Here is a 19,849-nt window from a genome sequence, read left to right as displayed (position 1 = left end):
TTGAGATATGCGTCACAAAAATATGAGGCTCAAATAACAACCGGAGTGCTATGGGGATAGACACTCCGGTTTTAAGATTAGCTATAAAGCTTCAGTGACAGGAGGTTCCTGTCGTGCAGCTTATACGCTGTAGTACAGGTCGAATTCAGCTGGGTGAGTAGTCTGACTCACCTGTACGCACTCTTCTTTCTTCAGGCCGATGTAAGCATCGATCATGTCGTCAGTGAATACGCCACCGGCTGTCAGGAACTCACGATCGGCATCCAGAGCAGCCAGAGCTTCTTCGAAGCTTTCAGCAACGGTCGGGATTTCAGCCGCTTCTTCAGCTGGCAGGTCGTACAGATCCTTGTCAGCAGCATCGCCAGGGTGGATCTTGTTCTTAATACCGTCCAGGCCAGCCATCAGCAGAGCTGCAAACGCCAGGTATGGGTTAGCTGTTGGATCAGGGAAGCGTACTTCAACACGACGAGCCTTAGGGCTGTTCACGTATGGAATACGGATGGAAGCAGAACGGTTACGGGCAGAGTAAGCCAGCATAACAGGTGCTTCAAAGCCTGGGATCAGACGCTTGTATGAGTTGGTAGAAGCGTTGGCAAAAGCGTTGATGGCTTTAGCGTGCTTGATTACACCACCAATGTAGTACAGAGCGTTTTCGCTCAGACCGGCATAGCCGTCACCGGCAAACAGGTTTTCGCCGTCTTTGCTCAGAGACATGTGAACGTGCATGCCACTACCGTTGTCGCCTACCAGAGGCTTGGGCATGAACGTAGCGGTTTTGCCATAAGCGTGAGCAACATTGTGAACAGCGTACTTCAGGATCTGAACTTCGTCAGCCTTCGCAACCATGGTGTTGAATTTAACGCCAATTTCACACTGACCAGCAGTACCTACTTCGTGGTGGTGTACTTCAACACCCAGACCCTGAGCTTCCATAGCTGTACACATGGCAGCACGGATGTCGTGCAGGGAATCTACTGGAGGTACAGGGAAGTAGCCGCCTTTAACCTTAGGACGGTGACCGGTGTTGCCACCTTCAAAAGACTTGTTGGAAGACCAGGCCGCTTCTTCAGAATTGATCTGGTAAGAAGCACCGGAGATGTCTACGTTCCACTTAACGTCGTCAAATACGAAGAACTCTGGCTCTGGACCAAAGAAAGCAGTGTCAGCAATACCGGTAGACTTCAGGTACTCTTCAGCGCGCTTGGCAACAGAACGTGGGTCACGCTCATAGCCTTGCATGGTGGTAGGCTCAATGATGTCGCAACGAATGTTCAGGGTGGTTTCGTCAGTGAAAGGGTCGATAACAGAGCTGCTGTCATCTGGCATCAGGATCATGTCGGATTCGTTGATGCCTTTCCAGCCAGCAATGGAGGAACCATCGAACATTTTACCCAGCTCGAAGAACTCAGCATCCACTTCGCTGACAGGCAGGGAAACGTGCTGCTCTTTACCGCGGGTATCAGTAAAGCGAAGGTCAACCCATTTTACATCGTGATCCTTGATCAAGTTCAGGGTCTTGGACATTTATTATTCCTCCAAAGGACTTATAGCTCGCGTTGTGAGCACCGCAGGTCGATTGTGAGGCCAGAGTACTCCTACTCTTTGCCTTTTACATCGGGTATGGCGGTTTATCAACATTTAGTAATGTGCCGCATTGGCGACTGTGCCGAAACCGTATAAGCAATTGCTATGCCAGTATCGAAAACCGGTTGATTTTGCTCAGTTCTGCAGCCTGACCGTGCCTGAGTATAAGCGGAATGTGGGTGGCTGCACCGAAAAGAATCCAATCGAACCTATTGAATGCACAAAATTGGTGCGCAGAATAAATCTGTCGTCTCGCTTTGGTGCATTAGCCTGTTGTATATCCATGGAACCATCTGCAGGCGGTGCCCAGTGTAGCGTGAAACTGCAGGGACTACTAACGATCCCGCGGTCTTTACTGGGGCTTTAAGTTGGCTGTCTCCGAAATGAGTCAGGATTACCGGTGTTCCTGACTATTCTGTATAATTGTCGGGATTCGTTTCTTATTACCCTTACTGGCATCTGGACCGGGTTCTCTGCGATTTTCCGATGGCAGGGCACCGGGAATACAATTCTATGAAGTTCATCATCAAGCTGTTTCCTGAAATTACGATCAAAACGCCTCCGGTGAGAAAGCGTTTTATTAAACAGCTGCGCAAGAATATTCGCATCGTTCTCAAGCGGGTCGATGAAAACGTTGAGGTGGCAGGCGCCTGGGATTTTATTGAGCTGGCCACCAGTCATGATGATCCGGTACTGGTTAAACAGGTGTCGGATCTGCTCAGCCATATTCCCGGCATTGCCTATTGGCAGCAGGTGGTTGAGTATCCTCTGATAGATCAGGACGATATTCTGGACAAAGCTCTGGAAGTTAACCGTGAGCTTCTTGCTGGAAAAACCTTCCGGGTGACTTGTCAGCGTTCAGGTAAGCATGACTTCCAGTCTATTGATGTTGAGCGATATGTGGGTGGCGGTTTGAACACTCGCACTGAAGCGGCTGGTGTGAAGCTCAAGAATCCTGACATTGTCGTCAAAGTTGAGATCAAGGGCGATCGCTACTTTCTGGTGACTAATCGTGGGAGCGGCCTGGGAGGCTATCCATTGGGTTCAATGGAGCCTGTGCTGTCGCTCATTTCCGGTGGTTTTGACTCAACGGTTTCCAGCTTCCTGACCATGAAAAGAGGGATCAGAACTCATTTCTGTTTCTTCAATCTGGGTGGTCATGCCCATGAGCTGGCCGTAAAAGAGGTAGCCTATTATCTCTGGAACCGCTTTGGCTCCTCGCACAATGTTAATTTCGTGACAGTTCCTTTTGAAGGAGTGGTTGAAGAGATCCTCACCAAAGTAGATAACTCCCAGATGGGCGTTATTCTGAAGCGCATGATGCTGAGAGCAGCCACTCAGGTGGCCAAAGAGATGTACGTTGAAGCGGTAGTGACGGGGGAAGCTGTTGCTCAGGTTTCCAGTCAGACTCTCACCAATCTTGCGGTGATTGACTCAGCAACGGATCATCTTGTGCTGCGTCCGCTTATTGCCATGGACAAGCAGGACATCATCGATATATCTGCAAAGATCGGTACCGAGGAATTTGTAAAAAATATTCCTGAGTACTGTGCAGTGATTTCAAAGAATCCGACCACCAAAGCCAAGCCGGAAAAAATTGAAGCGGAAGAAGCCCGTTTTGATTTCTCTGTTCTGGATGCTGCAATTGCAGATCGTCGTAAGGTTTCCGTGTCTGACATCATTGCTGATGATTTAACTCGTGAAGAAGTTGAAGTGGTTGAGACTACGGAACAAAACGACATTGTTATTGATATCCGCCACCCGGATGAAGAAGAAATTAAACCCTTTAGTCTGGCAGACCGTGAAGTACTGACGATTCCTTTCTATCAGCTCAGGACAAAGTTCTCTGAGCTGAATAAAGAAAAACACTATCTGTTGTACTGTGAAAAAGGGGTGATGAGTCAGCTGCACGCCATGCACCTTCGTGATGAAGGGCATGAGAATGTAGGTGTTTACAATCCAGGGAAAAAATAACGACTGCAGTTATTTCTTTTTCAGGGCAACCATCACGATTCCCAGATAATGCATGGCATCTTCACTGACAGGTATCGCATCGGTACCTTTCACTTGATCCCATGCGGCCGTGATTTGAGGGAAAACATCTTCGTGCTGCTTAAGCATTCTGAAAGCTTCTTTGACCTCATCCTGCCTGCCGTATTTAAAGTCGTTGAAGCCTGCTGCAGTCAGGCTTTCAACCATAATATGTCGTACGTCGCCCTGTTGTGTTTTCTTGGTCAGGTCATAGGCTCCGGAAACGATAATCATAATACCGCCTGGTTTCAGCAGTGAATGGCACTTCTTCAAAGTGGCCACCATCTGATCCGGGTCTGAAAAAACAATGCCATTAATATGTTCAAAATAAACCGTTGAAAACTGTTCTTTATCCGGAAGCATATGGATCATGGTGCTGACATCGCCATGAAGGTCTGGCAGCATGCTGGCATTAAGATCTGCAGTAAACGTGGTTTTTGCAGGATGCAGTTCCTTATGACCTTCATGCGCGGCTCCACAGCCAATCACCATGGCTTTGCCTTCACACTGTTCAAAACGTCTACGAACATCTTCTGAAGGAGGCTCTACTGTCAGCATATTAATAGCCAGAGGATTGCCGGCAATGATTCCGATTATTTCCTGAAGCTTTGCGACGGTGCATTGCTCTGGTTGAGCTGGAAGGTTTAATCTGTTTCTTCTTTCATAGTCCATGGAAGGGCCCGCAGCAGGAAAAATCTGCTGTATGAGAAAAGCTTCCATGCCTTTTTGCAGGCTGGCAATCTGGGCTTCGACTTCAGGGGTTAACTGTTCGTTGAAAGTCAGGTTTCCCCTTTCATCCATTCCTACCAGAAGGTGTCTGGGGGTTTCAAAGAGAATACCTGCCTGAAGACCGAGCTGATGTCCGTTAAATGAAGGCCATTCAGTAGTGGCCTTCTGTGTTTTTGTTTTGGACGTTGGAACTAAGGGTGCCACTGGTGAAGCTTCAGGAATCATATGCTCTGGTAGAATTGTGCTCTCTACAGAGACTGGTTCTTGTCTAATGACAGAGTGCGCTGGTGGATCTACAGGTTTGAAGTCCAGACTGATGCCTTGCTGTAAAACCTCTTCTACCATCGGTAAAAACGCTTTTAATTCGTCATGCTCTCCCGCCTCTACCGTTAATTGGGCTTGCACACTTTCCACAACATGCTGAACGATCGCGGGTCGTTGACTGTCATCAAAGTCATATAGATGCCCGGCCAATGCCTGATGCCATTGGGACTGGCTCTCAGGAGTGGCACCCTGAGTCAGCAAATGACCTTTTATTTGTCGGAACAGTGCACCCACTAACGCTTGATGATCTGAGCTCTGAATGGGCGACACCGGTTTTACAGTGGGCTTTACTTGAAGAACCTGGGCTTCAAGTGGAATAGATAATCCTGGTGTAGATGAACTTGGTACAGGTTGGAAGTGACCTGTCAGTGTCATTAAGAGGGCTGAGTCAACGGTTTCAAGTTGGTTGGCAAAAGTAGGGTACCTTTCTGCCTGCTCATTCATTTGTATCTGGATTTGAGCCTGGGCCAGCCCAAAGATTTCATAACGAGTGGCCTCATCAAACTGCTGCAGATAGTCATTCAGTAGATCGAACCAGACTTTTTGCTCGTCAGGTCCTGCCCTGTTATCGCTGATGTCCTTGTTAATTTGTGCCCAGAGATTTGTGAAGATTGTTTCATCATCCCGGGTGGCTTTTCGGGAAACGCCTTGCGCAGTAGCCAAATGAGTGGGAGGAGTTGGTTCGCGCCTTAGCAAGTCATCCGGTGTGTCTAAATGAACAGGGAGCTCCCGGGCTGCCAGCTTTGGACGGGCTTTTGGGGGTAATTCCAGAGCTGCTTTAACCTCATCCCAGTTATCCAAAGCTGCCTGTTTCTCGGGTGTCACAGCAGATCTCAGTGCTGCTTCAGCGCGTTTGAGTACATGGCCTGCTACTTCAGGGTGTTCGTTGTCAGGATAACCTTTCAGGTACTCATTAAGTGATTCAAACCATTGTCGTTGATGATTTCTTCCGGTGTGACCTCGTGAGCAATCAAAAACAATTTTACGCGACAAAGTTTCAGCAAAGTCCTGGTGAGGCAGTTTTCTGGCCAGTTCGGACTCGGTTTTTTTCGGTGTTAATGCTTCCGCTGTTTTTAATACCAGTTTCGTTGCCCGTTGAGTCATTGGGGACTGGTTGGGTAAGGTGGTGAGCAAATCACCTGTCAGATCGGACAACACAGTGACCGTTTCTTCTTCTGTCAGGCTACTGAGCTTTTCTTTCAAAAACTGCTCAGATTGCTTTGCAACTTCAGAGAGGTCTATTGCATCATCGGGAGCTGATGTCGATTTTTCGATGAGTACATGGACGTCATGACTCAGAGAAGTGGGTTGAGAATCCGTTTCATCGGTTTCAGTCTTGATCAGGTGTCTGGCTGCGTTAATAGTCCTGATCAATGGATCCATGGCCTGGTTATCAAGTGCCAGGTTTCTGTTTCGGCGAGAGAGTTCAGTGAGCTGACCGTCCAGAGCTGACAGCAGTACCAGCTTTTCTCTGTCCTTAATCTCACAGCCTTTCAGCACTTTCTCGAGTTGTGCCGCAGCTTTCTGGGCATGGGTTCGAATCTGCTGGCCTCTCATGCCATGGTCGAAGGATTCGCTGGTTGCCCTGACAATCTCAAGGGCACAACCCATTCGGTCACTTAAGCCTGTATCAGCGGGAACAGCCGGAATGGCTGTTGGTTCAATGGCCAGGTCATGTAGCCCATTAAGAAGACGGTTGACCAGTGTCTCCCTGACTTTTGAGCCACCCTCTACGGGTGCTCCCAAATGATTCAGTTCTCTGGCTAGCGCAGCTACTTTTGACCTGAAAACCCTGGGGTTTTTTACACTCTTCAACTTTTCGTTGAAGCTGATCAGCATTTTATTCTTGAAATAGTTCAGAGTCTCTTCAGTGTGAGCATCCTGATCGTCGGCAGGAGTGAGCTGATCAAGTTGCTGAAGAAAGTCGACCACGGATTTATGTAAGTCCTGGAATTGCCCCCACTCACTTTCAACCAGTTTTCGGCCTTCCTGGGAGATGGCCTGGCTGGACATGTTTGGTGTAAGCAGAACAGACACTGACATACCTGAGAAGTCACGGGCAGCAGTCGTGCATGATTCAAGAGTTTCTTTCAGGTTCCGTGAGGCATCATCAAAGGTCTTCACGGTCCTGTAATCCATGTAACCCAGAGTCCAGGAGCTTAATGTAGACTGTGGCTCTGGCTCAAACTCATCTTCCGAGACAATCTGATGGTCAGTATGAATTCCCAGTCGAGTGTGTCCCTGGTTTTTTTGGGCCAATGACTCAGCCCGGTGATAGATGCTTTTTAACTGGTTGAACTGACTGAAATCCGGATTCATTACTTTGCTTCCATGCGTCCTGAATCAATTATTGAGGGGCTGGAGGAAAGGACTACCCCGACTTATGGCGAAGACGGCAGTCCTGTCGGACTTGTCTCTGAGATCGTCGGCTTCTGTCTCCATAACAATGTGAGAAGCACCTGTTGCCAGAAGTTTGGTGTAGGCTTTGTCATCCAGAATATGCTGGCGTCCGCTGGTCAGTCCTGTACCACTCATAAAGTGAGGGCTTGCAGCAGCATCACCGGCAGCGGTGATCATCAAGGGACGCTTGCCACCTTTATAGACAACGTTGTCTTCGGTTCGGTCCTGGGCAACAGAGAAAGTGGCGGCGAATTTTTTGTTGATGGCACCTTTTCTGGCATTGAGTTTTTCATCAACCCCATAGGAGTTGGCAACCGTTTGGAACCAGGCGGTTCGGATCAGGAACTGTAACTTTCTAACATCATCCTCTGTAGCGCCATCTGCCAGCAGAACTCTTTGTGCATCGGCAAGGTAGTCCTTGATCTGTGAGGGTATCTCCATCCCTATATAGAACTGCTCTTTGTTCTCAAAACAGCGGGTCTGTAGAGGAGTTCCAGCAATGCGACCAGACAGGGTGGTGAAGGTCCGGTTAGCCGGGCCAATAATCTTTTGAGCAGCAGCTTGTCCCTTGGGAGACATTTCCCGAAGGAGTCGGTTTGAATCATTATCATTCAGTTGTCGTGCAAACTCATCTCTGAATTTCCGGTCACAAACCACCATCTGGCGGAAGTCATCAAAGTGTCCAAATTCATCAGTTTGGACATCGGCACCTTCCCAGGTGCAGACTCCGTAATACTCTTCATTAGTGACCACTTTGGATGGCAGATACCGGTTTCGGGTTGAACTGCCTTTACCCCCGGCACAAATCACCACTTCAACGTCGTCTGTAAAGCGTTGTTCTCCATCGGATGTTTTAGCATGGACAGTAAAGCCTTCATGATTGTCGTTAGGGTCTTCTATACGGGTGAGCTCACACTGCTCGATAGGTTCCAGGGCATCTCTACTGGGAGCCATCTGGGTCAACGTTTGCAGTTCTTCCAGAAGTGCTGCTTCCAGAACCCGGGTCGTCAGGCCACCAAAGGAGTCCTTACCAATGAAACCTCTGGCATTGTGCGTATCAGGGTGCTCTGGAATGCGGAACAGCTCATAGAATTTCTCACCCAGATAAAACTTCAGCATACCGATCCAGATGGGATCCAGTCGCAGAATCTGGGCACGCTGGAAGTCGAACTTCCGCTTTTCCAGTACTTTAACATTGCCGCCTACCTCAAATTGACTGATAGCCGACATCAAGCCAATAGGGCCACCCCCTTCGATCACCACTTTTGGGTGTCTTACTGCAGACTTGTGCTCATTCACAATCCATTCTCTTTGAGCCTGGAATATCTCCGGACTGCGTAGCTGATCAATTTCGAGCATTTTGAGGTAAGTCTGATGTTCCTGGGGCTTGGTCCAGTATTCAGGACGGGATAGCACGGATGAATGCCAGCGTCGTCCAACGCCGAGTTGAATATCCAGCAGGGCTTTTCTGGCTACAACAATAGTATTCAGTTCGGCCCGGGTCAGGCGTTCATTTCGAGCGATTTTATTGGCTATATCTGCAACATTTATTGTTGCGAGACTGCCTACGGATTGATTGAACTCTACGGCATTGGCAATTTCTGTCTGAACATCAAACCGGATGTTGTCTTTCATGGTATTGAGTGTGGCGTCTACTCTGCCCCGGCCTCTGTTCACCTGAGGCAGTCCCAGTTTGGCAACAAGGCCTGGCGCATTGTCAATCCATTCCAGCAGCTCAACCTGCTCCTGTTTTACCTGGTCCTGAGGATCTCCGACAACGAACTCATTTCGGATAATACCATTCTGCAGAGCTCTGTGGAGAATGGCTCTAAGCATGTTAAAGCGGCCTGGTGTGGTGTTTTCATCGGTGAGCGTCAGAACGGCCCGAACGTCGGCTGCAGAATTTCCGGCAATGTATTCCTGAACAACTTCCTGCATAACATTGTATTCAAAGGTGTTGAAGCCTCCACCCTGTCGAGTGGTTCTGAAGTGAGCTTCCAGCTGTCGTTTGAGACGGTTGGCAGCAATCAGATCGTAATTATCGACTGTCGAGAGAAACACTATCTGATAGTAAGCTTTGAGGAATGGTCTGGCTTCGATTAATGAAACACCGGGCAGCTTGCCTGGAAGTTTCTGTATGGCTTCTTCGATGATCAATGTTGGATCTTTAACGGGGACTGCAGGAGCTTTTTCTTTGGGCTTGGCTGCAACTTGAGGGGTGGCTTGCGGCAGTGGCCCAACAGATGAAGGCGTCGTTGGTTTAACTGTTGCAGGCACGGCAGCAACCAGCGGCTCGTTCTTGAATTGCCCACTGATTCCATTGAAGAAGGCCTGAATGACCACCGGCGTATGCTGATCCATGTTGGCCAGAGTCAGGGCATTGCTGACTTCTTGAATCAGAGTAAAGCCCGCAGCCTCTCTCTGGGCAACGGGTAAGGTGCGAAGTTGTGTACTGAGTCTGCGTGCCCACTCATTTTGATACTGATCTCCAGTTTCGCCAGCTCTGAGTTGAGGGCGAATATAGTCCAGAAGCTCTCCAGCCACTTTGGGAAAGTCTAATTGTGGAACTGGAGCTGGTGTGGCAGCTACCGGCGCAGTTGGCAGTGTCTGGGCTAGAGGCTGAAAATGCTGACTGCCAGCCTGATCAAGCAGGTTGTTGAGCACCGGTATGTATTGATCGTGATTGGCAACATCCAGATTTAACTCAAATTCTATTTTTTGCCTGAGTTGTATCAGAATCTGATGGGCCTGGGCAGGTTGCGTCTGAAGATACGCTGAAAGTTCCTGATGCCATTCCTTCTGAGTTTCTGGCGCCAGGGCAGGAGAAAGAGCCTTAGACAGTTTTTGGTAGAAACCGGATACAAACTGTTCAGTGGCTTTTTTATCCTCTTCTGTCACTGCCTGGGCAGTGGCCGCAGTAGCTTTAGGTGTGGTGGCCTTCTCAAACCTGGCTTTCAGAGCCTGATCACAAACCTGTTGAAAGTCCCTCTGGAGGCTTGCAAAGTTGTCCCGGTGACCATATTGGTCTTCCAGTTGAAAGCCAACAACCGCTTTTGTAAGCTCAAGAGCACCGACTCTTTCTGTTTCTGGCAGAGTCGTCAGATATTGGTGCAGCATGCCATGCCATTGTTGCCCGCTATCCTGGTATTGAGTGTCAACAGCATTCAGGTCTTCAGACATTTTCTGATAGAGGCGCACGGCAAAGTCTGTAGGATCTTCCAAAGGTTTTTGAGGAACGACTGGAGGCGTGTATTGAACCGATGCTGCTGACAAACCAGGTGCAGTTGAGAGTTGAAGTTTGGGGTTGATTCCCTGCTTGAGTACATCCAGAACCAGCTTTCTTTGATCTTCAGAAACACCAGCACGACTTATGGCCATTTCTTTTTCGATATGACTGACGATTGTGTCGAGCGCTGCCTGCTGTTGATCAGCCGGTATAGTCTTCAGATATTGGTGAATAGACTGGTACCAGACAGTTTGTTCTGTCTGACCTGTCTTGTTAGCAGTAAGGTCACCACCGATCTGAGCATAAAGCTCCCTGCTGAATGCTGCATGCTCAAGTCTTGGCAGAGCAGTAAGGGATTTTGTAACGTCTTCCAGGCTAGGTAACTCTTCAGTGACAGCAGCAGGGCGTATTTTTTCTGCCTGAAAATCTTGCTGATCAAGGCGGGCAAGGAGTGTCAGAACTGGACCTGCGTAGTCCTGATACTGAGGCTGACCTCCTATTTTCTGGCGAATATCCTCCAGAACCTTATCCTTTGCCCTCTTCAGGGTGCCGGGTGAAGCACCTTTAAGAGCCCCCTGGAAATTGGTATGCCATTGTTGCTGTGATGCGGCGCCCAGGTTGGCAGTATCCATATCGTGGCGTATCTGGTTCCACAGTGGTTTAGCAATCCAGTCATAATTCTCAGGCTCAAGGGGTCTTAAGGGTGTAACTTCTTTCGGCTTCTGACCTTCTTGAGCTCGGGTTTTAGATCGTTTGGGAGGCAGAGCGGGTGGTGGAGTGGCTTCTTCCAGAGCTTGAGCGTGTTGTACCTCTTCTTCCTTTTCCTGTCTGGCCTTCTGTGTCCAGCGGTTTTTAAGGCCGGCAAGCTCCTGTACCAGTGGGTCAAAGTCACGGGTTATCCCGAATTTCTGAATACGTTTGAACTCTTCACCAAACTCAGTGTGAAGGGACTGAACCATTTGAAGCTTTACTGCCGTTGGAGCGGCACATTCCTGAAGAGCAGTGACCACGTTTTTCCTGGCTTCCTCAGCCATGGACGCCAATAATGGCCCACGCAAGGCCACTTTTTTATCACTGTAGTTATGAATCAGAATGGAGAGGGATTGTCTGGCAAACGTCAAACTCTGTTCTGGTGTTGTAGTCCCCGTTTTTCTTGGCAAAGGAATAGGGTCCGTTGCCGCATCTCCCAAGCTGTTTAATAAGCGGTTAGAGACGGTTACTGATAATGGGTTTCTGGGCTTACCTTCAAGAGTCGTTTGGCTGGCTAACTTACCCAGATCACAGTCGTTAGAAAGCTCTTTTAATGCTCTCCTGAAGGCGGGTCTGTCTTTAGCGGCTCCTGCATGACCCTGTACAGAACGCTGAATTTTAAGGCGGATACGCTCCTGGTAGTGCATGTTATCGAGGTAGTCACGATAAGCTGACCATGTTTTATATTCAGGTGATGCCTTGTTGGCGATAGTCGCTAACTTCTGATCGACTCTCTGGGTCTCAGCTTCGTATGTCTGCTTATTTTCCAGACCTCGGGTAACGGCCCCATCGGGAAGAGTAAAGCTGCCAAGCTCATCAAATTGTCTCAGCCCCGACATAAACTGAGAAACATCTCTCTTGACCTGCTGAAGCCTGCCCCAGTCACTGTCCATCAGCTTTTTGATTTCATCCATAATCGATATGGCTGACATCTTGCGTCCGGTAATAACGGTAACCGGGACTCTGGATTGTTCGTTGGCTACTCGGGCACATTGTTGCAGTAATGGCATGACCAGGGCTGCAGCATCATCAAAGGTTTTTACACTTCGGGTGTCCCAGTATCCTCCGGTCGCCCAGCTTGTGTAAGACTGAGGTTCTGCTTCGAAGGATCCTTCATCAACAGGTTTATGATTGGCATCCAGCCCGATAGCTTCATGCCCTTTTTTTGAAGTGATCTTGCTTTGAACAATATGAGCAAGCTGTTGTAGCTGGCTGAACGGGTCCTGGCCTGAAGGTAACATCTAAAGATCCCTCTTATATTAATGTGCAGTTATAGACAAACCCTAGTTGATGGATTTAAGAGACCTTGTGAGTGTGGGACAAATGGCCGACAATGGCTGCTGATCTGGATTACCTCAATGCATTAGCGACTCTATGAAAATTGCCATGATTGCCGCTGTCGCGGAAAACCATGCCATTGGCATCAATAACAAAATGCCCTGGTATCTGCCTGGAGATCTGCGTTACTTCAAGGCTGTCACCATGGGTAAGCCCATCATTATGGGGCGGAAGACGTTTGACTCTCTGCGTAAACCTTTACCGGGTCGGACGAATATCGTCATTACCCGTGACGAAAAGTGGTACCATGACGGGGTAAAGGTTGTTCACAGTCTGGAAGATGCCATTTCTTTGGCGGAAGACGTGGCGATGATCAATGGTAATGAAGAAATTATGGTGATTGGCGGTGAGCAGATTTATCGTCAGGCTCTGGACAGGGCTGACCGTCTTTATTTGACCAAAGTCTTCAAGTCTTTTGATGGCGATGCTTTCTTTCCTGAAATCAATGACAGTGACTGGGAGGTTACTGCCCGTGAAGATCAGGTGTCTGAAGACGAGCAGGCTCTGGAATTCAGTTACCAGGTTCTGGATAGAAAGCGTTCTTGATCGTTGTCTCTATAGGGTTATGACAACCGTAATGTGATACTTCCAAGCCAGCTTGTTCAAGCTGGCTTTACATATTCTGAAGAAGTTCTTTTCTTTCTTTCAATTCGATAGCTATTGGGCAGCTATATTTTAAATATTGTTGCTTTCGTATTTTTTTATTCGAATCAAATATTTAATTAATATTTTTAATCTCTTTATCGAATAAAAATGAACGCCTTGGACCAACACCTTTTTTATCTCAGGGATTGAGAGACATGCCACCAGAGGTTCGGAACCGAAGAGGTTCTTCTCTCTCAACTGTAGGGCAACAGAAAGCCTCTGCAGCTTCAGAAGATTCCAGGCTGGGTCAGATTGATTATGGTCGGTGGCAGGGCCGTATTGTCTCAGTTTTCAGCGGAATAGGCTCTTTCTTCAAGCGAATCTTTGGTAGAAATCTTTCCGCAGCGAAGGCTCTCAGGGTTTATGATGCTTTCCGACATGAGGTTCATGTTGAGCATTCCTCTCCCATTCAGCGAAGTCTCCATGATTATCACATAGCCTGTGCCATGGCCTACCACCGTGTTTGTGTTTTGAATGAGGAGAAGCAAGGACATCAAATGAAGCTGGTACTGTCAGGAGGCAGTGAAAAAATCAGTAATCGACTGCTTTCAGAAGTCAGAAAAACAGTATCCTGCTCAACCGTTGAATTGACTTACATGTATCTGTCTGAAGATCGTGATCTTCCAGTGGGTTTCTTAAGACGGGCACTCGTTCCTGATCTGATACAGGGCGTTATGCGAGACTATCGCGTTAATGCTGATATTGCAGTAACAGCTATCAATGAACTGGCTGGAAAAGTTGGGTTATCTAAAGACTCTGATATCACTTTTGAACGTATTCTGGAGATCAAGAACGAACTGCGCTGGCGATTCACCCCTGAAGCAAGCTCACCAGACCAGCCTGATGTAGGCAGCAGTAGACCTGTTGACCCTGCAAATCCAGCGGCAACACCTCCAGGGCTCGAAAAGCCTGGTGCTACTCGCTACGTTTTGGATGAGGTAGATAAAGCTCATATCCAGAATGTGGTAGACAAAGGCGGCGGTATAAAGCTTAAAAATACAGATACTCGAAATCGAATCAAACGATATTTCCTGAGAAACAAAAGGGATTTTACGTTGAACACCTTTGCCATGGTGGTCAGTGCAGTACTGACAGGATTGGTAACCGGAGGTATTGGCGCTGCAATCAGTCTGTTCAGTTACATTGCCTGGTGTGGTATCTGGAGTGGTGGTACAGAGATGATACGTATGACCCGCGCGGTCAGGGCGCTACAGAGAGCGGAGTGCTCGGCAGATTATAAGCTGGATGTGAATGATCTGGGTGTCCTTTCAGAAATAGATGACGAGAAGTTCAGAACTTTCCTTAAGAGCCTGAGGTACATCTGCAGTCATGAAACGCTGACAAGAATTTTTAATGCTTATTCTGAGCTGGAAAAGGATGCCCTGACACGACTTGAAATGAGAGAAGACGAAACACACCTTGAGGCTGTGATTCGTCTGGAAGAAGGTAAAGCGCGATATCTTTACCGAAGAGGGAACCTGAAAGAAGCTTTTAAACTCTACAAGCGCTTTTATACCGCCTCAGTCAGTGATGTCGAGAGAATGGATAAAGAGTGGGAACCCGTTCTCAATGAACTATGGAACTGTAAATTCAAAAATATGGATCCTGATGAAAGAGAACGCTTATTTAATGATGCTGCCAATGATCCAAGAGTGATTGGTAAGTCATACCATTTTAAAACCAGACAAACGGGGTGGTTGCAAAAAGTATTTCCACAAATGACTTCGGATTTTAAAGGGGAAGATTCAACCTCTTCTTCAGAAGCTGTTGAAGAACTGGAAAAAGCGCTGGAAGAAGAGATGCCTGATATTGAATTGACTGAAGAGGAAAGGTCTCGCTTCAATACCCACGCAAATAGAGTAGCCAGCGCGTTGATTCTGGCCAAGAACGGTGTAAGGAGTTATATCAAAGGTTGGTTGAAAGGTGCTGCCAAATCAACAATGGTGCATGGCTTTAAAGTTGGGTGGCATGCTGTAGAAGGTGTACCCAAGATTGAAATTTCACCCTATCTACCAAGGCCTTCAGTAGATGGATTGATTATTTTTGGTTTTTTCTTCCTGGCTGACCTGTTTGTAAATCGTTACAACCAGAGGATAAATAAGGAACGGTTTGAGCATATAGCAGGCAGGAAAGCCGGAAAAAACTTAACCTGGGACTGGTACGGACAAAGAGAAAGAACCGGTCGTGAAGAAATGAATACCATGAGAAGATTGGCAAAGGATGACTTGGAAGACTTTGTTGATCGTATTTTAAAGCTGCATGATTCTCATAAGGATATTATGGAAGAGGTCAGACTTAAGGATACATTACGAGAAATTGACCCTACATCACCTGCTTTTGCTCGTTTGGATAATAAAGAAGCCGCTGTCTTGATTCTAAGACGACAATATCATCATCAAATTATTTCTGAAATGATGATGGGTGCTATTGGTAAATACTATGATAGTGTTATCACTAAAACGGGACTCTGGGATCAGGAAATGGGAAAGATCATTCCACCACAAAGCGCTCTTTAATTAATAAAGTATTTAGAGTTTGTAGTATTTAAATAAATGTAAGTTCATCTTGAAAGCCTTTTCTATCAGTTTTTCTCTATTGGTCTATGCTTCTTTTTTCGAATCACTCATTTGCATTGGGTGATGCAGTTTGCCATTGAAAACCTTTTTAACAGAATGCAAATAATAATTCTCTTTGTCCGGCTTAATCGTCAGATTCTAAATCGTGGGCTGATCCTTTTTTTAAGCTGTTTTTTGACACAGGTCTCTTCTGCTGGACCAGGGGAAGAGGTACAGCTCTATAAGCCGGACTATAAAAATCTTGTACTTATGGATGCCGGGAGCTCTGGTAGCAGGGTTATGTCTTATCAATTCAGGCGCATGGATGGTTTAAACCAGTATGAGTTGTTAAGACAAACCCCGCTTGTAGAAAGTCAGACACCTCTGGCCCTTAAAAAATTATTTCCAAGGGCATTGCTGGAAGAAATGAAGCGTTTGTACAATCTAACAGTGGACGGTAATTTTGCCAGTACAGAGGTCTTTGTAGGCGGGACAGCGGGCCTCAGAGCTCAGGCAGATATTATAGATATCAGTGGACGTCCGACTCTTACAGCTGATCTGATTCTGATGAAGCTGGCGATTGAATTGTATAACCATGGTCTCAATGGTAACTATCCGGAGAATATCCGTTTACTGACAGGGTTGGAAGAAGCTGCTTTTACCTGGCTGGGGGTCAATGCACTGAAAGGACTACTGGATTCCGAGTCCCCACAGTATGGCATTATCGAGCTGGGTGGTGGCTCGGTACAAATGGCTTTCAAGGTGCGTAAAGGGGCCGATGCAGCCCTGTTTGTCAGGGAGGGGAAAGCTACCCCAAAGTCTGCGGTGAACATCAAAAGCTTCTGGCGGTATCCTCAACCTGGCATAGAAGTTTATGGTGAATCTCACTTGGGGTTTGGTTTAAATCAGGCCTATGACTCTATGATCAGGCTGGAAGGGCAATCACTCTCAACGATTTGTGAGAACTACGAGAAGTGCAAGAAAGTAGTCGATAAGCTGTTTGAGCGGCCAGGAGCACTTCGGAAATATCGAAACCGGCAGAGCTATCATGGCTATATGCCAAAGACCTTTTATTTGAATGGCTATTTCTACGATCGTACCGTTGCCCTGGGCTTACCGAATATGCAGACGCCAAAAATGATTAAGGCGGCGGCTCGGCATGTTTGTGATCTTTCTCCTGGACAGTTATCGACAAAGCTTCGTCAGCACTATCAAAGTGGTGTCGACTTTTTTACTCAGTTCATGTTGTCCCATAATTTATTAGCGCCTGTAACTGAAGACTTTGCCAGTAGTGGTGAGCCAAGAAAGGTTCATGCTGAAAGGTTGTGTGCTGAGCTGATTTATATGTCAGAGTTGCTTAACCGCCTTGGACTAGCTCTGGATACACGACTATTGGTGAGTAAGTCAGTGAAGTACAAGGGGCAGGACTTTGGCTTGAGCTGGCCCCTTGGTTATAGCATTGCCTGGGCAAATGAGTGGTTAAGTCAAAAAGAGTAATCAGCCCCGGTTACTCGGGGCTGAACAAGACTCTTATAGTTGCTTGACCAAAACCTTTGACTGTCTTTCTGAGTTATAGTGGCTGCGTTTTTCCTGTGGCAGAGACTTTTGCGTTGACTCAGAAAAGCCACGCTCTACAAACCAATGACTGGTTTGTGTTGTCAAAACGAAAAGAGTATCCATACCTTGCTGGGCAGCTTGCTCTTCTATGGCGCTGAGAAGCAGGTCCCCCCGATTCTTCTCCCGATAATCCGGGTGCACAACCAGGCAGGCCAGTTCAGCGGTTTTTTCACCGGCAAACAGGTGAATAGCTGCACAACCGATAATCATTCCGTCCAGGGAGATAACACGGAACAAGCGGATTTCACGTTCAAGTTCTTTTCTTGAACGTCTTCTGAGAATGCCTTCTTGCTCAAGGGGCCTGATCAGTTCCAGGATACCTCCAACATCTTCTATGCTGGCAGCTCGAATTTCTTCGTATCGATCTCGAGAAATGAGTGTACCTGAGCCGTCCCGGGTAAACAGTTCCAGCAGTAATGAGCCATCTTGTTCGTAGCTGATGAGCTGAGCTCGATCGACTCCGCCATTGCAGGCCGCAATAGCAGATGACAGCAGTCTTTTACTTTCACCCTGCAGGCTGTTAATGACTTTACCGGCTTCCTGGGGAGACAGGCGGTTAATTGGATGTCCCTGCTGATCTTGAATGCCCTGCTGCTTTGAATACAGAATCAGCTTTTCAGCTTCAAGACAGATGGCCGTGTGAGTAGCCACTTCCTCAACTTCCATGTTGAACAACTCTCCGGTAGGAGAGTGGCCTAGACACGACAGGAGAACTATATACCCGCTATCGAGCAGCTGTTGAATCGCTTCCTTGTCAATTCTGCGGATGGCTCCGGTATGGAGAAAATCCTGACCGTCAATGACTCCAAGTGGCTTGGCTGTCACAAAATTACCACTGATCACCCTGATGCTGGCACCGTGCATAGGGGAGTTGACCAGACCCAGTGATAATTTCGACTCAATGCGAGCACGAAGGTTACCCACTGCATCCATCACAGATTCCAGACACTGACGATCAGTGACTCTTTTCTCATGATGGAAGTGAGATTTCAGGCCCCGGGCTTTCAGTCGTTCTTCAATCTGTGGGCGAGCGCCATGCACCAGAACCAGCCTGACTCCAAGACTGCTTAACAGGGCAACGTCATTAATGATGTTATTCAGGTTTTCGCTCGCCAGAGCTTCACCACCCAGTGTAATGACAAACGTTTTCCCATGGTGGGCATGGATGTAAGGGGAACTCTGCCTGAAAAACTTTACGTACTTATTTAAGTTCATGACTGTTTTAGGTTCATGACTGTCTTTATTTGAGCTCATGGCTGCTGATGTGTCTCGTTCATTCTGCTGTTGTGAGAACGCCGGTTTACAGCGTTCAACTTTTTCAGGGATGGTCTACAGGCAGAATCGTCGAATCAGAGACTTCAACAGATCAATGGTTGGGTTCATTCTATCCATAGAGAGGTACTCATCGGGTTGGTGGGCCTGATCAATATCGCCAGGTCCAAGAACAACAGTATCCATGCCCATTCGGCTAAAGAAAGGGGCTTCAGTGGTAAAGGCTACCGACTTCGCAGAATAGCCGGTTAATTCTTCACAGGTTTTGACCAGAGGAGAGTCAGCTGAGCCGTCGAAAGGGTCAATGCTGTCGTTTATGGCCTCCAGTGACAGATGGACATTATCTGCCCTGGCAATCGGTATCAGACGGTTTCTCAGGTTTTCTCTGAGCTCCAGACTGTCCATGCCGGGAAGCAGCCGTACGTCAAAATCGAGGTCACAGTGGCCACAGATTCTATTGGGATTGTCGCCACCGTGGATACAGCCCAGGTTAATGGTTGGAGTGGGCACTGCAAATCCAGGGTTGTTATATTGTTGGGCCAGTTCTTCCCGGAAAGTCATAATTTCTGTAATGACTTTGTGAGCTGTCTCCATGGCATTTTTGCCCAATGCAGGATTACTGGAATGGCCAGACTGCCCCAAAATCCTGATACGCTCCATCATGATGCCTTTGTGCATATAAACGGGCTGCATGCCTGTGGGTTCTCCAACAACGGCATAGCGGCCTTTGGGCTTGCCAGCAGCAGCCAGAGCCCGTGCACCATTCATGGAGGATTCTTCATCCGCAGTGGCAAGGATGATAATGGGCGCTTTTAAAGGCGCTTTCAGATAGTCTTTGACGGCTTCCATAACCAGGCCAAAAAAACCTTTCATATCGCATATACCGAGACCGTAAAAGCGGCCATCCGACTCACTCAGTTTGAAAGGGTCGAATTGCCAGAGGCTTTCATTGAACGGCACAGTATCTGTATGACCTGCCAGCACCAGCCCACCGGGGCCTGAACCCAGAGTAGCGATCAGGTTTGCTTTCAGAGGCTCTTCAGGAATGGGCATGATCTCGCAGCAAAAGCCCATAGTTTCCAGCCATCCTGCCAGCTCATGAATGACGGGCATGTTACCCATATCCAGCTTGGGCTGGGTGGAACTGACAGAGGGAATCTCTATCAACCGGGACAGGACTGCTTTCAGATCAGGTTGCTGGATTCCAGACATTATCAGGTCCTTGGTTCTAATCGTTTCATTTGGACAGAAATAATAAACAAAAGTGCCAGACTTTTTATCGTTGATGGCAGTCTGACCATCAGGTAATGGCAACTGAAATATTCAGCCTTTTCTGCATCATAACAGCCCTTCTCCGGGATAGGTACGTCAGGAGCTT

The 19,849-nt window shown here is 47.7% G+C and carries 9 protein-coding genes; 4 read left to right on the top strand and 5 right to left on the bottom strand.

Annotated elements, in window-relative coordinates:
* Positions 1-120: 120 nt before the first annotated feature.
* Positions 121-1,524: a glutamate--ammonia ligase gene (gene glnA, locus WG89_RS11575; protein ID WP_062265945.1), complete on the bottom strand. Its 1,404-nt coding sequence runs from the start codon at positions 1,522-1,524 to the stop codon at positions 121-123.
* A gap of 573 nt (positions 1,525-2,097) precedes the next feature.
* Here glnA and thiI point away from each other — a divergent pair.
* On the top strand, positions 2,098-3,558 hold the full coding sequence (thiI, locus tag WG89_RS11570) for a tRNA uracil 4-sulfurtransferase ThiI (protein ID WP_062266027.1): 1,461 nt from the start codon (positions 2,098-2,100) through the stop codon (positions 3,556-3,558).
* Positions 3,559-3,567: 9 nt separating this feature from the next.
* On the opposite strand, the gene WG89_RS11565 is transcribed toward thiI, so the two are convergent.
* Both WG89_RS11565 and WG89_RS11560 read right to left on the bottom strand, forming a co-directional pair.
* A complete protein-coding gene (locus WG89_RS11565; RefSeq protein ID WP_062265942.1) occupies positions 3,568-6,987 on the bottom strand; it encodes a class I SAM-dependent methyltransferase in 3,420 nt (1,139 codons plus the stop codon).
* 24 nt (positions 6,988-7,011) lie between these two features.
* A complete protein-coding gene (locus tag WG89_RS11560) occupies positions 7,012-12,285 on the bottom strand; it encodes a hypothetical protein (protein ID WP_062265939.1) in 5,274 nt (1,757 codons plus the stop codon).
* Positions 12,286-12,418: 133 nt separating this feature from the next.
* Here WG89_RS11560 and WG89_RS11555 point away from each other — a divergent pair, with 133 nt between their 5' ends.
* The 3 genes from WG89_RS11555 to WG89_RS11545 all read left to right on the top strand — a co-directional run bounded on the left by WG89_RS11555 (position 12,419) and on the right by WG89_RS11545 (position 17,079).
* Positions 12,419-12,928: a dihydrofolate reductase gene (locus WG89_RS11555; RefSeq protein ID WP_062265936.1), complete on the top strand. Its 510-nt coding sequence runs from the start codon at positions 12,419-12,421 to the stop codon at positions 12,926-12,928.
* A gap of 254 nt (positions 12,929-13,182) precedes the next feature.
* On the top strand, positions 13,183-15,543 hold the full coding sequence (locus tag WG89_RS11550) for a hypothetical protein (RefSeq protein ID WP_062265932.1): 2,361 nt from the start codon (positions 13,183-13,185) through the stop codon (positions 15,541-15,543).
* A gap of 123 nt (positions 15,544-15,666) precedes the next feature.
* Entirely contained in the window at positions 15,667-17,079 is a 1,413-nt protein-coding gene (locus WG89_RS11545) for a hypothetical protein (protein ID WP_062265929.1), read from the top strand.
* A gap of 33 nt (positions 17,080-17,112) precedes the next feature.
* Here WG89_RS11545 and argA read toward each other — a convergent pair whose 3' ends face one another.
* Complete coding sequence (gene argA, locus WG89_RS11540; protein WP_245662908.1) at positions 17,113-18,453, bottom strand: amino-acid N-acetyltransferase; 1,341 nt, start codon at positions 18,451-18,453, stop codon at positions 17,113-17,115.
* 75 nt (positions 18,454-18,528) lie between these two features.
* Positions 18,529-19,683 carry an acetylornithine deacetylase gene (gene argE / locus WG89_RS11535; RefSeq protein ID WP_062266020.1) on the bottom strand — a complete coding sequence of 385 codons (1,155 nt, stop codon included), beginning with the start codon at positions 19,681-19,683 and terminating at the stop codon, positions 18,529-18,531.
* Positions 19,684-19,849: the final 166 nt, after the last annotated feature.

This window comes from Endozoicomonas arenosclerae (assembly GCF_001562015.1).
Taxonomy (GTDB): Bacteria; Pseudomonadota; Gammaproteobacteria; order Pseudomonadales; family Endozoicomonadaceae; genus Endozoicomonas_A; species Endozoicomonas_A arenosclerae.
The sequence above is the reverse complement of the archived record's forward strand: the minus strand, read 5'-3'. Positions and strand labels throughout refer to the sequence as shown.